Genomic DNA, 13351 nt, shown 5'->3' with positions numbered 1-13351 from the left:
CCGCCATGTCGCACATCTCCGTTACGCAACTGAGCAAGACCTATCCCGGCGTCACCCCGGTGCATGCGCTGGACCAGATCGACCTGCAGGTCGCCGAGGGCGAGTTCATCGCGCTGCTGGGGCCGTCGGGTTGCGGCAAATCGACCCTGCTCAACCTGATCGCCGGGTTCGAGGCGCCGTCGGGCGGCGAACTGCGCGTGGGCGGGGGCGCGGTCGAGCGGCCCGGCCCCGAGCGCGGCGTGGTGTTCCAGGAGGCGGCGCTGTTTCCCTGGCTCAACGTCTGGGAGAACGTGGTGTTCGGCCCTAAGATCGCCGGGCTGTCGCGGCGCGAGTACGCCGCGCGCGCCGAGGAGATGCTGGAGATCACCGGGCTGTCGGCCTTCAAGCGGCACCTGCCGGTGCAGCTGTCGGGCGGCATGCGCCAGCGCGTGGGCATCGCGCGCGTGCTGACGCTGGGCTCGAGGGTTCTGCTGATGGACGAGCCGTTCGGCGCGCTCGACGCGCAGACGCGCCTAACCATGCAGGAGCTGCTGCTGTCGGTGTGGCAGACGCTGCGCACCACGGTGGTGTTCGTCACCCACGACATCGACGAGGCCATCCTGCTGGCCGACACCATCTACGTCATGTCGGCGCGCCCGGGCCGCATCGCCACCCGCATCGAGGTGCCCATCGAGCGGCCGCGCTCGCTGGACCTGATCACCGGCGAAGTGTTCAACGGGTTGAAGCGCGAAATCCTCAAACAGATGCGGCACTGAGCCGCCACGCCGGAGCCCGCCATGGCCAACCCCCGCATTGCCCACGCCTTTCCCGACGACCGCGCGCCGTGCGCGCCGCCCGCCGGCGGGCGCATCATGGTGCACCTGGTCGTCAACGTCGAGAACTGGCGCTTCGACCAGCCCATGCCGCGCACGCTCATCACGCCGCCGCATGGCCGCGAGACCGTGCCGGACGTGCCCAACTTCAGCTGGGTCGACTACGGCATGCGCGCCGGCCTGGCGCGCATGCTGCAGGCCATCGGCGAGCGCGGGCTGCCGGCCTCGACCAGCTGCAACGCCAGCGTCATCGACGCCTACCCGCGCGCGGCCGAGGCCATGCTGCGGGCCGGCTGGGAGTTCATCGGCCACGGCATGCACCAGCAGTCGCTCAACCATGGCGGCGGCGAGGCCGAGCTGATCGCGCAATGCCTGGACAAGCTGCGCGCCTTCACCGGCGCGCGTCCGCGCGGCTGGCTCAGCCCGGGCCTGCGCGAAACCGTGGATACGCCCGACATCCTGGCGGCCGCGGGGGTGGAGTACGTGTGCGACTGGGTGGTCGACGATCTGCCCAACTGGATGCGCGTCGAGCGCGGCGCGCTGATCCAGATGCCTTACAACCTGGAGCTGAACGATTCGGTGATCTACGCGGTGGAAAAGCATTCCTCGCCCGAATTCCTGCTGCGCCTGGAGCGCACCCTGGCCCTGTTCGAGCGCGAGTGCCGGCGCTGGCCGCGGGTGCTGGCGCTGGGCCTGCACCCGCACCTGATGGGCGTGCCGCACCGCTACGGCTATTTCGAGCAGATGCTGGACTTGCTGGCCGGCCACCCCGACGTGGTGTTCATGAACGGCGGCCAGATCGCGGATTGGTTCAAGTCCCAGTATCCTGCCCCCTGATGGGCCACCCTGTACAACCGGAGCACATATGGATCTGCAATTGGCGGGCAAGCGCGTATTGATCACCGGCGCTTCCAAGGGCATCGGGCTGGCCTGCGCGCTGTCGTTCGCGCGCGAGGGCGCCACGCCGGTGCTGGTCGCGCGCGACGCGCAGGCGCTGGCGCGCGCGGCCGACGCGGTGCGGGAGCAGACCGGCCAGGCGGCCGAGACCCACGCGCAGGACCTGGCGCTGCCCGGCGCCGCCCAGGCGCTGGCGGCGCGCGCCGGCGAGATCGATATCCTGGTCAACAACGCCGGCGCGGTGCCCGGCGGCGCGCTCGACCAGGTCGAGGACGAGCGTTGGCGCGCCGGCTGGGAGCTCAAGGTCCATGGCTATATCAACCTGGCGCGCGTCTACTATCCGCGCATGCGCGCCGCCGGCGCGGGCGTGATCGCCAACGTGATCGGCATGGCGGCTTCCAGCCCGCGCTACGACTACGTCTGCGGCGCCGCGGCCAACGCGGCGCTGGTGGCGTTCACCCGCGCGCTGGGCGGCGAGGGGCCGCGCCATGGCGTGCGGGTGTTCGGCGTCAACCCGTCGCGCACCCGCACCGACCGCGTGCTGGGCCTGGCGCAGCAGCGCGCCCAGGCGCGCTGGAACGATCCGGACCGCTGGCAGGAGACCCTCGGCGGCCTGCCGTTCGACCGGCTGATGGAGCCGGCCGAAGTGGCCGACGTCGTGGTGTTCGGCTGTTCGCCGCGCGCGGGCTACCTGAGCGCGACGGTGATCGACCTGGACGGCGGCGAGCAGTACCGCGGCGCCGCGTAATCCGGCGCGCCGCGTCCGCGCGGCGCCGCCGCTTCAGGACAGGCCGGCGGCGCGCGCGCTTTCGGCCGACAAGCCGGCCGACAGGCCGCTGGCCATGCGCGCCGCGTAGGCCATCATGCGCTCGGCGGCGCGTTCCACGCCCAGCGCCATGACCCGGTTCATCGGGCCGGTCAGGCCCAGGCTGTACAGCCCGGCCGCGCCGCCCACCTCGATGGGCACGGCCACGGCCGCCAGCCCCTCGTCGATTTCGCCGATGCAGGTCGCCACGCCCGACTGGCGGATCGCCGCGTATTCCTCCAGCAAGCGCTCCTTGGACAGATTGGTCTGCGGCGTCAGCCTCTCGAACGGCTCGCGCAAGGCGCGCTTGAGCGTGGCGGCGTCCTGGAAGGCCAGGATGGCCTTGGCCGAGGCGGCCGCGTTGGGGTGCATTTCGTAGCCCGGCAGGATGAAGCCGCGCCAGGGCGTCTCGGGGGCCTCGAACGCGATCGTGCGCACCGAGGCGCCTTCGAGCCGCGCCACGAAAGCGGTTTCGCCCATCTCCTGGGTCAGCTCGCGCAGGAAGGGCCGCAGGATGGCCACCACCCATTGCGCGTCGGCGCTCATGAACGCCAGCTTGCGCAGGCGCGGGCCGGTCACGTAGGTGGCCGAGCCGGGACTGCTGGTGGCGGCCAGCTCCAGTTCCTGCAGGGTCTTGATCAGGCGGTGCGCGCTGGCCTTGGGCAGCTCGATCATCGCCGACAGTTCGCTCAGCGCCAGGCCGTCCGGGAACGCGGTCAGCAGTTCCAGCATGCGGATATAGCGTTCGAGCGGGGGAAGTTTCTCTGTAGCCATGGGTTCGGATAGGAACGCCCGCGCGGGCGGGCCGGAAGGGTTCTGGTCTGGCCGCGCAGCGTACCCCTTCTGGGGCGGCATTGGTGCAAACACCAATGTTCTCACGTCGGCTCTGTTCTTATCATAATCGAAAATAGAGACAAAGTTCCGAAAATCGAGACTTATTTTTCAGGGAGCGGCCCGGCCGGACGCACCTGGTTTTCGAAGCGCAACCCATGCGCCGCCCGCGGCGCCACCCTAGCGAGGACCTTATGCTTCCCACTTCCCTCATGCGCCGCCTGGCGCTCGTCGCCCTGCCGCTGGCCCTGTCGGCCGGCATGGCGCCCGCCGCCGCCGAACCCGGCGTGACCGCCGACAGCCTCAAGATCGGCATCCTGGGCAGCCTGACCGGCCCGTTCGCCATCTTCGGCTCGGGCAACCTGGCCGGCGCCACGCTGGCCTTCGAGCAGGCCAACGCCGCCGGCGGCATCCACGGCCGCAAGCTGGAGTGGCTGTCGCTGGACGACGAGTCCTCGCCGCCCAAGGGCATCGCGGCCTACAAGCGGCTGGTCGGCCCCGAGCAGGTGTTCGCCGTGTTCGGCCCGTCGGCCAGCGCCGTGGGCCAGGCCATGGTGCAGACCTTCAAGACCTCGACCACGCCGACGTTCATCTCGGTGTTCTCCACGCCCATCGTCACCGACCCGCCGCTGCCCAATGTGTTTCGCACCGGGCCGATGAACGACCGCGAGCAGGGCGTGGCCATCGCCAACTACGCGCTCGACCATCTCAAGGCCAAGCGCGTGGCGCTGATCCGCCAGTCGGACGAGTACGGCAAGAGCGGCGGCGAAAGCGTGCTGCAGCGCCTGAAGGCGCGCGGCGCCGAGCCCGTGGCGCTGGAAGTGTTCAACGTGTACGACACCGACTTCAACGCGCAGCTGACCAAGATCGCCGCGGCCAGGCCCGACGTGCTGGTGGTGTACGGCTATCCCAACCCCTCGGCCATCATCACGCGCCAGGCGCGCCAGCTGGGCGTGGAGGGCGTCGTCCTGGGCTCGAACTCGGCCGGCAGCCGCAAGTATCCGGAGATCGTCGGCAAGGCCGCGGCCGGCACGCAGAACATCATGACGCTGGAGATCCTGCCCGAGTCGTCCAGCACGCCGCAGGCGCAGGCCTTCCGCGAGGCGTTCGTGGCGCGCTTCCCGGACCTGGCGCGCCAGGGGCGTCCGGACCTGGGCGACGCGCTCGGCTACGGCGGCGCGCTGGCGTTCCTGGAAGGCATCAAGCGCGCCGGCGCGCAGCCCACGCAGCAGGGCCTGGTCAAGGCGCTGGAGTCGCTGCAGGGCTTCGAGACCGGCATCACGCTGCCCACCACTTTCGGTCCCGGCGTGCGCGAGGGCAACCGCGCCACGCGCATCGTGGAGGTCGGCGACGATCTGTCGCGCAGCATCCTGCCCATCGTGGTCAGCGTCGATGGCGTGAAGCAATGAACACGGCCAGCCAAGGCGGGCAATCCGCCCAGCTGTACGGCGTGGACCTGCGTCCCGGGCTGGCCAGCCATGGCTCGCCCGCGACCATCACCCGCACCGAGAACCTCGGCTTCGCCGCGCTCACCGGCGACAGCCATCCCATCCACTACGACGAGGCGTTCGCGGCGCACACGCGCCATGGACGCTGCGTGGTGCACGGGCTGCTGCTGGCCTCGCTGGGCGCGTTCGGCGCCACGCCGCTGTCGCGCCGGATCGAGGACGCCATGGTCGCCTTCGTCGACAGCCAGTTCTCCTTCCTGAAGCCGGTCTTCATCGGCGACACCGTCACCAGCCATTTCGAGGTGGCGCAGGTCGAGCACAAGCCGGCGCGCAACCTGTCGCTGCTGCGCTTCGACATGTGGCTGACCAACGATGCGGGCGACACCGTCATGCAAGGCAAGCACACGTACCTGGTCCGGATGCAACCGGACACCTGACAGAGGATCACCAAGCATGACTCCCGAATACACCGCCGCGCTTGAACGGTTCGACTGGCGCGCGGTACGCGGCGCGCTGGGCTGGGGCGAAGCCCACGCCGTGGACCTGGCGCACGCCATCATCGACCGTCACCGCGACAGCGGGCGCACGGCGCTGGTCTTCATCGACCAGCAAGGCCGCGAGTCGCGCCACTCGTACGCGGAACTGGCCGAGCAAAGCGACCGCGCCGCCAACCTGCTGGCCCGGCTGGGCGTGCGGCCGGGCGACCGCGTGGCCGGCTTGCTGCCGCGCGGCCCGGAAATCCTGGTCGCGATGCTGGCGGCCATCAAGATCGGCGCGATCTACGTACCCATCTTCACCGGTTTCAAGCGCGACGCCATCGAATACCGCCTGGGCCACAGCGGCGCGCGCGTGGTCTTCACCCACGCGGCGCTGCGCGGCCAGTTGCCGGCCGTGCTGCCGGGCCAGGCGCGCTGCGTGACCGTGGCGGCAGGCGCCGCCGACACGGCCGCAGGCGATATCGATTTCGCCGCGGCGCTGCGCGAGGCCGAGCCGCGCTTCGCGGCGCCGCCGCGCGAGCGCGAGGACATCGCCGCGCTGATCTATACCTCGGGCTCGACCGGCCGGCCCAAGGGCGGCGCCATCGCGGTCAACTTCCTGGCCGCGGTCTGGCCCTACCTGACCTACGGCGCGGACATGCGCGCCGACGACGTGGTCTGGCCCACCGGCGATCCGGGCTGGGGCTACGGCTTCGTGTGCTACCTGGGCGCGCTGGCCATGGGGGCGACCATTGTGTCGCTGGCGGCCAATCCGACGCCCGAGGTGTGCCTGGATGTGCTGGCGCGCCAGCAGGTCAGCAACTTCGCGACCACGCCTACCCTGTTGCGCGGCGTGATGGCGCTGGGCATGGACGCCGTGCGCGCGCGGCCCAACGCGGTGCGCGCCATATCCAGCTGCGGCGAGCCGCTCAACGGCGAGGTGGTGGAATTCTTCCAGCAGGCCTGGGGCCGCACGCCGATGGACCATTTCGGCGCCACCGAATACGGCCTGCCGGTAGGCAACTTCAATGCGGTCGCGGTGCCGGCCAAGGCCGGCTCCATGGGCCTGCCGTTTCCCGGCTACGAGATCGCCGTGCTTGACGACGCCGGCCAGCCGCTGGCCGGCGCGCACGCCAGCGGCTGGCTGGCCAAGCGCCGCAGCGCCGATCGGCTGTATTGGAGCCATTACTGGGACGACGCCGGCGCCACCGCCGAACTGGAGCGCGGCGAGTGGATCGTCACCGGCGACCTGGCGCACCGCGACGCCGAGGGCTACTACTGGTTCGACGGCCGCGCCGGCGACATGATCAAGAGCGCGGGCTATCGCATCGGCCCGTTCGAAGTCGAGAGCGCCCTGCTGGCCCACGGGGCGGTGGCCGAGGCGGCCGTGGTCGGCGTGCCCGACGCCCTGCGCGGCGAACTGGTCAAGGCCTACATCGTGCTGCTGCCCGGCCATGCGGCCAGCCCGCGGCTGGCCGAGGAGATCCAGCTGTTCGTCAAGACCCACTGCGGCGCGCACCTGTACCCGCGCATCGTCGAGTTCGTGCCCGACCTGCCCAAGACCGACACCGGCAAGATCCAGCGCTTCGCGTTGCGCCAGCGCGCCTAGGGCCTTGCAACCACTACGAGGAAATCCAGCATGTCCAGAATCGAAGCCATCGTTCCCTATCCCTGGCATCCCGGCTACACGTACTCGCCGGCGGTGCGCATCGGCAATACCGTCTACCTGTCGGGCACCACCGCGACCGACGAGCAGGGCAACCTGGTCGGCCCGGGCGATATCGAAGCCCAGACCCGGCAGATCTACCGCAAGTTCGACCTCATCATGCGCAGCGTGGGCGGGTCGCTGCGCGACATCGTCGAGACCACCGACTACGTGCTGTCGCTGGACGAGTACCGCAAGACCGCGCGCGTGCGCCGCGAAGTGTTCGGCGATCCCTGGCCGGCGGCCACCGGCGTCGTGGTGGCCGGCCTCATCCGCCCCGACGCGCTGATCGAGATCAAGGCCATCGGAGTGCTGCCATCATGTTGATGCAAATCCTGATCGGCTCGCTCACGGCCGGCGCGGTCTACGCGCTGGTCGCGCTCGGGTTCGTGCTGATCTACAAGGGCACCGGCGTGGTGCACTTCGGCTACGGCGAGCAGCTGACCTTCGGCGCCTACATGGCGCTGATCGGCCAGTCGCTGCTGGGGCTGCCGTTCGGCCTGGCGCTGCTGTTCGCGCTGGCGGCCTCGGCGCTGCTGGGCTGGCTGATCTTCGGCCTGTTCGCCGGGCCGCTGCGCCACGCCACGCTGTGGACCCGCATCATCGCCACCCTGGCCATCGGCATCGCGCTGCGCGAGGGGCTGCGGGCCTACATGGGGCCGACGGCCTGGCCGTTCCCGTTCCTGCTGTCGCAGCAGGCCTTCGAGGTGGGCGGCATTTACCTGGTGCCCGCCAACCTCGCGATCGCCGGCATCGCAGTGCTCATCCTGGCGGCCCTGTTCCTGTTCCTGGAGCGCACCCTGCGCGGCAAGGCGATCCTGTCGGCGTGCGAGAACCGCACCGGCGCCAGCCTGGTCGGCATCCGCGTCTCGCGCGTGTACCTGACCATCTGGATCCTGGCCTCGCTGCTGGCGGCGGTGGCCGGCATTCTGATCGCGCCGCAGCTCACGCTCTCGCCCGACATGGGCGTCATCGCCATCAAGGGCTTCACGGCGGCGGTCATCGGCGGCTTTGCCAGCCTGCCCGGCGCGGTGCTGGGCGGGCTGCTGCTGGGCGTGCTCGAAGGCCTGGCCGGCGCGTACGTGTCCAGCGCCATGAAGGACGTCATCAGCTACGCCGTGCTCATCCTGGTGATGCTGCTGATGCCGCACGGGCTGTTTGGAAAACTCATCGTCAAGAAGGTGTAGAACATGCTTGCGAAAAAACTGCTGGCGTACGCCGCGGCCGCGTTGCTGTTCGGCCTGGCCTATCGATACCTGCCCGAGTACCAGCTCTACCAGGTCAGCCTGATCGCCGCCACGGCCATCATCGTGCTGGGCCTGGTCGTGGTGTGCGGCATCGCGGGCCAGATCTCGCTGGGCCAGGCCGCCTTCGTGGCGCTGGGCGGCTATGGCGCCGCCATCCTGGCCACGCGCCTGGGCGTGCCGCTCTACGCCGGCATACCGCTGGCGGCCGCGGCATGCGCGCTGCTGGGCTACCTGCTGGGCCTGGCCACGCTGCGCGTGTCGGGCCACTACCTGGCGCTGGCCACCATGGCGGTGACGGCCATCGTGCAGCTGGCCGTCATCAACCTCGACGATCTGACCGGCGGCGCGGCGGGCATGCCCATGCCGCCGCTGGAGATCGCCGGCCACGTGCTGGACAACGGCGCCTCGCTGTACCTGGTGATCGTGCCGGTGTTCGCGCTGTCGTATGCGCTGGTGCGCAACCTCATGCGCTCGCGCATCGGGCGCGCCTTCGGCGCGGTGCGTCAGGGCGAGATCGCGGCGGCCGCGATGGGCGTGAACGTGCTGCACTACAAGGCCAGCGCGTTTGCCGCCAGCGGGTTCCTCGGCGCGCTGGGCGGCGGGCTGCTGGGCGCGCTGTCGTCCTATCTCGATCCGTCGCAGTACGGCATCACGCAGACGGTGTATTACCTGGCCATCGCGGTGGTGGGCGGCATGGCCAGCCCGCTGGGCGCGCTGATCGGCAGCGCCATCTTCGTGTTCATCCCCGAAGTGCTGCAGGGCCTGCAATCGTACCTGGGCCTGGTGTTCGCGCTCCTGCTGCTGGCCTTCATCATGCTGCGCCCGGCCGGGCTGGCCAGTTTCATCGTGCGCCCGCGCCCCGCGCCGGCCGCGCTTTCCACCGCGCCCGGGGAGGCGAGCAAATGACCCATCCCATTCTCGAAGTGGCGCGCGTCACCATGCGCTTTGGCGGCATCGTGGCCCTCAACGACGTCAGCCTGCAGGTGCGCCAGGGCGACATCCACGCGGTCATCGGCCCCAACGGCGCGGGCAAGAGCACGCTGCTCAACGTCATCACCGGCATCTACCGTCCGACCTCGGGCGCGGTGCGCCTGCAGGGCGGGCAGCTCGATCGCCTGCCGCCGCATCGCATCTGCCGCCTGGGCGTGTGCCGCACCTTCCAGAACACCGAGCTGTTCGGCGAGATGTCGGCGCTGGAGAACGTGCAGGTGGGTTTCCACCTGGCGCCGCCTTACGGCATGGCCGGCGCGCTGCTGCACGGCCCGCGCTACGCGCGCGGCGAGCGCGCCCTGCGCGCGCAGGCCATGGAGCTGCTGGAGCTGGTCGGGCTGGCGCAGGACGGCGACACGCCGGCCGCCGCGCTGCCGTTCGGCAAGCAGCGCCGGCTGGAGGTGGCGCGCGCGCTGGCCACCGGGCCCAGCCTGCTGCTGCTGGACGAACCGGCGGCGGGCCTGCGCGCCGCCGAGATCGAAGGGCTCAACGACATCCTGCTGCGCGTGCGCCGCGAGCGCGGCCTGTCCATCCTGGTGATCGACCACGTCATGGCGCTGGTGATGAAGATCTCCGACCGCATCACGGTGCTGAACTTCGGCCAGAAGATCGCCGAGGGCCGGCCCGAGGAAGTGCGCCAGTCGCCGGCGGTCATCAAGGCTTATCTTGGGGAAAGGGGGCGCGATGCTGTCCTTGCATAACGTAGACGCCGGATACGGCGGCAAGACTGTCCTGAAGTCGGTCAGCCTGACGGTGCCGCAGGGCGCCATCGTGACCCTGCTGGGGGCCAACGGCGCGGGCAAGAGCACCACGCTCAAGGCCATCGTGGGCCTGGTGCAGCCCACGGCCGGCAGGATCGAGCTCGATGGCGCGCCCATGCCCAACCGGCGCGCCGACCAGGCGCTGGCCGCCGGCGTGGCGCTGGTGGCCGAGCAGCGCGAGCTGTTCCCCAGCATGAGCGTGGCCGACAACCTGCTGCTGGGCGGCTACCTGCAGCGCGACCGGGCGCAGGCGCGGCGCGACTACGAGTCGTTGCTGGACCAGTTTCCGCGCCTGCGCGAACGCGCGGCGCAGCCGGCCCGCACGCTGTCCGGCGGCGAGCAGCAGATGCTGGCGATCGCCCGCGCGCTGATGGCGCGGCCCAGGCTGCTGCTGCTCGACGAGCCTTCGCTGGGCCTGGCGCCGCAATTGGTGGACGACATGTTCCGCATCATCCGCCAGATCAACGCCAACGGCACCACCATCCTGCTGGTGGAGCAGAACGTGGCGCTGGCGCTGGACGCGGCATCGTACGGGTACGTCATGGAGACCGGCGCGATCACGCTGGCGGGGCCGGCCGCCGAGCTGGCGCATTCCGAGGCCATACGCGCCTCCTATCTCTGATTTCGCCCGGAGGAAAGCATGTCGGCATTGTTCTCTGCCTTGCAGATCGGCGCCCTGGAGCTGCCCAACCGTATCGTGGTGTCGCCCATGTGCCAATACTCGGCGTGCGAGGGCCAGGCCAACGAGTGGCATATGCAGCATCTGATGCAACTGGCCCTGTCTGGCGCCGGCCTGGTGATGGTCGAGGCCACCGCGGTCGAGCCGCGCGGGCGCATCAGCCAAGGCTGCCTGGGCCTGTATTCCGACGCGACCGAGGCGGCGCTGGCGCGGGTGCTGGCCGCCGCGCGCGCCGTGGCCGCGCCGCATGCGCGCCTGGGCATCCAGCTGGCCCATGCCGGGCGCAAGGGGGCGGCCGATGCGCCCTGGCTGGGCGGCCGGCCCCTGGCGCCGCAAGCCGGCGCCTGGCGCTGCGTGGCGCCGTCGGCCACGCCGTTCGCCGAGGGCTGGCCGACGCCGCAGGCGCTGGACGAGGAGGGCATCGCCGGCGTGATCGAGGCCTTCGGCGCGGCGGCGCGGCGCGCGGCCCGGCTGGGGTTCGACGTGGTCGAGCTGCACGCCGGGCACGGCTACCTGCTGCACCAGTTCCAGTCGCCGCTGGCCAATGCGCGCACCGACGCCTGGGGCGGGACGGCGGCCGGGCGCCAGCGCCTGGCGCTGGCGGTGGCGCGACGCATGCGCGAGGCCCTGCCGGCCGGCTGCGTGCTGGGCGCGCGCATCACCGGCACCGACTGGCTGCCCGGTGGCCTGGACGTCGAGGATGCGGTGTCGCTGGCCGGCCAGCTGCGCCAGGCCGGCGTGGACTATGTGTGCGTGACCAGCGGTTTCGTGGTGCGCGGGGCGCGCATTCCGTTCGGCCCCGGCTACCAGGCCGGGCTGGCCGCGCAAGTGCGCCGCCGCACCGGCATGCCGGTGCGCGCGGTCGGCGGCATCGCCGATCCGCGCCAGGCGCAGGCCATCATCGAGACGGGGCAGGCCGACCAGGTGGCGCTGGCGCGCGCGTTCCTGGCCGATCCGCGCTGGGTGTGGCGGGCCGCCGAGACCTTGGGCGCGCCGGCCTATTATGCGCCGCAGTACCGGCTGGGCGCCGGGTTGCGGGCCTAGCGCGCCGGCATCAGGCGTCGTTGGGGAACAGGCGCGCGGCTTCGGCGCGCAATGCGGCGATGTATTCGTCGCGGTTGGCGCTGAAGCGGTCCGTCGGGCCCGAGATCGCGATCGCGATGGGTTCGTCGCTCAGCAGGCCGGACACCGCCAGCGCATCGGCGCCGTCGCTGCCTTCGCCGCGCGTGTGGTACCAGCCGCGCTCGCGGCTGGCGACGACTTCCTCGACCAGCGCTTCGGGTTCGGTGACGGTCGTCGCCGTCAGCTTGCGCAGCTGCTTGGTCTTGAGCAGCTTGCGGGCCTCGTCGGGGGGCAGCCGGCCCAGCAGCGCCTTGCCCATGGCCGAGGCGTGCAGGGCGATGCGGTCGCCCAGGTTGAGGATGTAGCGCAGCGGATACCGGCCTTCGCGCACTGCCACGATCTTGACCGCGGCGCCCTCGATGCGTCCGACATAAGCCGTTTCGCCGGTCTGCTGCGACAGCTGTTCCAGCGCGTCGCGGGTGGCATGCACGACGAGGTCGAAGGTGCTGATCTGTTGCGCCGCCTGCAGCAGCTTGCCGGTGGGGTAGTAGCGGCGCGACTGGGTGCGCAGCAGGTAGCCCAGTTGGTGCAGGGTGTGCAGCAGGTCCAGGCAGCTGCTGTCCGGCAGTTCCAGCAGGCGGGCGAGGTCCGAGTTGGACAGCTCGCGCTTTTCCCGGGCAAACACTTCAAACACCGCCATGGCCCTGGCGGCGGCACTGACGAAAGTGGGCATATGGCGCTCTATTGGCAGGGGATTGCCGCGTGGCCGCCAAGCGGCCGTGGGGCAAAGCGCGAGGGCCGGGCGCGACGGCAGGCCGCCGTGCCGCGCCCCTTTATTTGGCGTCGGAAGTGTATCCCATGTCAGCGAGCAGGAGCAACATTGCGCGGGTCCTGCGCCAGCACGAGATCCCACAGTTGCTGGCCGATCGGATCCTGGCGTTCCTCGTACAGGTGGGCCACCAGGCCGCCGGCGCGCCCCACCAGCATCAGGCCGCGCGCGATCATCGGATCCAGGCCCATGTCGCAGATGATGGCGCCGACCGCGCCCACCGCGTTCATCGGCAGGTTCTTGCCCTTGTCCTGCAGGAACACCCGTTGCACCGCTTCCATCAGGCGCCAGTGCTTGCCGTAGTAGCCCAGTTCCTGCGCCAGGCGGCGCAGGGTCGGCACGCGCGGATCGCCGTCGACGTGGATGGGGTGGCCGATGCCGTAGATGGGCTGCTTCTTCTCGCGGCTGGCCGCCATCAGCGCGCGCGCGGCCGCGTCGACCTCGGCGTCCGGCGCATCGGGCGCCAGGCCGGCGCCGCCGGCGGCCAGGATCTCGGCGCAGTTCTGCGTCGTGCCCAGGAACACGCTGCCCGCGCCCAGCAGGCCGGCGGCCACCGCCGCCTGCATGGCCTCGGGCGCGCCCAGGTAGGTCAGGCGCGCGCTCATGGCGCTGGGCGTCAGGCCGTGGTCGCAGGCGGTGACCAGGATGTGGTTGACCATGGTTTTCTCGGCCGGGCTGGGCAGGTGGCCGAAGATGGTCATGAGCATCATGTCGACGAAGTCGACCTGGCCCAGCAATTCGTTGGCCAGGTCCTTGCCGCGGACGGTAATGCGCTCGGGGGTGGTGTAGCCGATTTCTGTCTTGACCAA

General features: G+C 70.8%; 15 protein-coding genes. 12 read left to right on the top strand and 3 right to left on the bottom strand.

The annotated features are described in order from the left end of the window. Positions 1-5: 5 nt before the first annotated feature. From EL288_RS18490 to EL288_RS18480, 3 genes are read left to right on the top strand one after another with little or no spacing between them, the layout of a single operon-like run. Positions 6-755: an ABC transporter ATP-binding protein gene (locus tag EL288_RS18490; protein WP_003808969.1), complete on the top strand. Its 750-nt coding sequence runs from the start codon at positions 6-8 to the stop codon at positions 753-755. 21 nt (positions 756-776) lie between these two features. Continuing rightward, positions 777-1649, top strand: a complete 873-nt coding sequence (locus EL288_RS18485) for a polysaccharide deacetylase family protein (RefSeq protein WP_003818697.1) — start codon at positions 777-779, stop codon at positions 1647-1649. Between the two features lie 28 nt (positions 1650-1677). Next, on the top strand, positions 1678-2457 hold the full coding sequence (locus EL288_RS18480; RefSeq protein WP_010926057.1) for an SDR family oxidoreductase: 780 nt from the start codon (positions 1678-1680) through the stop codon (positions 2455-2457). 33 nt (positions 2458-2490) lie between these two features. Here EL288_RS18480 and EL288_RS18475 read toward each other — a convergent pair whose 3' ends face one another. Further along, positions 2491-3288, bottom strand: coding sequence for an IclR family transcriptional regulator (locus EL288_RS18475; RefSeq protein WP_010926058.1), 798 nt, complete (start codon positions 3286-3288; stop codon positions 2491-2493). 251 nt (positions 3289-3539) lie between these two features. Here EL288_RS18475 and EL288_RS18470 point away from each other — a divergent pair, with 251 nt between their 5' ends. From EL288_RS18470 to EL288_RS18430, 9 genes are read left to right on the top strand one after another with little or no spacing between them, the layout of a single operon-like run. Continuing rightward, on the top strand, positions 3540-4754 hold the full coding sequence (locus EL288_RS18470) for an ABC transporter substrate-binding protein (protein ID WP_003808975.1): 1215 nt from the start codon (positions 3540-3542) through the stop codon (positions 4752-4754). After that, a complete protein-coding gene (locus EL288_RS18465; protein ID WP_126622007.1) occupies positions 4751-5230 on the top strand; it encodes a MaoC family dehydratase in 480 nt (159 codons plus the stop codon). Before EL288_RS18470 ends, EL288_RS18465 begins: the two co-directional genes overlap by 4 nt. A 16-nt stretch (positions 5231-5246) precedes the next feature. Beyond that, entirely contained in the window at positions 5247-6878 is a 1632-nt protein-coding gene (locus EL288_RS18460) for an acyl-CoA synthetase (RefSeq protein ID WP_126622006.1), read from the top strand. 30 nt (positions 6879-6908) lie between these two features. Beyond that, entirely contained in the window at positions 6909-7301 is a 393-nt protein-coding gene (locus EL288_RS18455) for a RidA family protein (RefSeq protein WP_003808978.1), read from the top strand. Next, positions 7295-8161 (top strand): branched-chain amino acid ABC transporter permease, encoded by an 867-nt coding sequence (locus EL288_RS18450; RefSeq protein ID WP_126622005.1) that lies wholly within the window; start codon positions 7295-7297, stop codon positions 8159-8161. The genes EL288_RS18455 and EL288_RS18450 overlap by 7 nt, the downstream gene beginning before the upstream one ends. Before the next feature lie 3 nt (positions 8162-8164). Beyond that, positions 8165-9127 carry a branched-chain amino acid ABC transporter permease gene (locus tag EL288_RS18445; RefSeq protein WP_003818691.1) on the top strand — a complete coding sequence of 321 codons (963 nt, stop codon included), beginning with the start codon at positions 8165-8167 and terminating at the stop codon, positions 9125-9127. Beyond that, positions 9124-9912, top strand: coding sequence for an ABC transporter ATP-binding protein (locus EL288_RS18440; RefSeq protein WP_003818689.1), 789 nt, complete (start codon positions 9124-9126; stop codon positions 9910-9912). Before EL288_RS18445 ends, EL288_RS18440 begins: the two co-directional genes overlap by 4 nt. Continuing rightward, the gene (locus EL288_RS18435) at positions 9905-10594 is read left to right on the top strand and encodes an ABC transporter ATP-binding protein (protein WP_126622045.1); all 690 of its coding nucleotides are present in this window, start codon (positions 9905-9907) and stop codon (positions 10592-10594) included. Before EL288_RS18440 ends, EL288_RS18435 begins: the two co-directional genes overlap by 8 nt. 18 nt (positions 10595-10612) lie before the next feature. Next, on the top strand, positions 10613-11695 hold the full coding sequence (locus EL288_RS18430; protein WP_126622004.1) for an NADH:flavin oxidoreductase/NADH oxidase: 1083 nt from the start codon (positions 10613-10615) through the stop codon (positions 11693-11695). A 10-nt stretch (positions 11696-11705) separates the two neighbouring features. Here EL288_RS18430 and EL288_RS18425 read toward each other — a convergent pair whose 3' ends face one another. Together EL288_RS18425 and EL288_RS18420 are read right to left on the bottom strand one after the other, a co-directional pair. Next, positions 11706-12446: an IclR family transcriptional regulator gene (locus EL288_RS18425; RefSeq protein WP_004568332.1), complete on the bottom strand. Its 741-nt coding sequence runs from the start codon at positions 12444-12446 to the stop codon at positions 11706-11708. Between the two features lie 128 nt (positions 12447-12574). After that, a complete protein-coding gene (locus tag EL288_RS18420; protein ID WP_004568331.1) occupies positions 12575-13351 on the bottom strand; it encodes a citryl-CoA lyase in 777 nt (258 codons plus the stop codon).

This window comes from Bordetella bronchiseptica (assembly GCF_900636925.1).
GTDB lineage: Bacteria > Pseudomonadota > Gammaproteobacteria > Burkholderiales > Burkholderiaceae_B > Bordetella > Bordetella pertussis.
This window is presented reverse-complemented; position numbering and strand designations above follow the sequence as displayed.

Excerpts from the sequence above, each read along its gene's own strand:
- EL288_RS18445 (WP_003818691.1), top strand. The coding sequence starts at position 8,165 with ATGCTTGCGAAAAAACTGCTGGCGTACGCCGCGGCCGCGTTGCTGTTC.
- EL288_RS18430 (WP_126622004.1), top strand. The coding sequence starts at position 10,613 with ATGTCGGCATTGTTCTCTGCCTTGCAGATCGGCGCCCTGGAGCTGCCC.
- EL288_RS18450 (WP_126622005.1), top strand. The coding sequence starts at position 7,295 with ATGTTGATGCAAATCCTGATCGGCTCGCTCACGGCCGGCGCGGTCTAC.
- EL288_RS18460 (WP_126622006.1), top strand. The coding sequence starts at position 5,247 with ATGACTCCCGAATACACCGCCGCGCTTGAACGGTTCGACTGGCGCGCG.
- EL288_RS18425 (WP_004568332.1), bottom strand. The coding sequence starts at position 12,446 with ATGCCCACTTTCGTCAGTGCCGCCGCCAGGGCCATGGCGGTGTTTGAA.
- EL288_RS18475 (WP_010926058.1), bottom strand. The coding sequence starts at position 3,288 with ATGGCTACAGAGAAACTTCCCCCGCTCGAACGCTATATCCGCATGCTG.
- EL288_RS18440 (WP_003818689.1), top strand. The coding sequence starts at position 9,124 with ATGACCCATCCCATTCTCGAAGTGGCGCGCGTCACCATGCGCTTTGGC.
- EL288_RS18455 (WP_003808978.1), top strand. The coding sequence starts at position 6,909 with ATGTCCAGAATCGAAGCCATCGTTCCCTATCCCTGGCATCCCGGCTAC.
- EL288_RS18490 (WP_003808969.1), top strand. The coding sequence starts at position 6 with ATGTCGCACATCTCCGTTACGCAACTGAGCAAGACCTATCCCGGCGTC.
- EL288_RS18470 (WP_003808975.1), top strand. The coding sequence starts at position 3,540 with ATGCTTCCCACTTCCCTCATGCGCCGCCTGGCGCTCGTCGCCCTGCCG.
- EL288_RS18465 (WP_126622007.1), top strand. The coding sequence starts at position 4,751 with ATGAACACGGCCAGCCAAGGCGGGCAATCCGCCCAGCTGTACGGCGTG.
- EL288_RS18485 (WP_003818697.1), top strand. The coding sequence starts at position 777 with ATGGCCAACCCCCGCATTGCCCACGCCTTTCCCGACGACCGCGCGCCG.
- EL288_RS18480 (WP_010926057.1), top strand. The coding sequence starts at position 1,678 with ATGGATCTGCAATTGGCGGGCAAGCGCGTATTGATCACCGGCGCTTCC.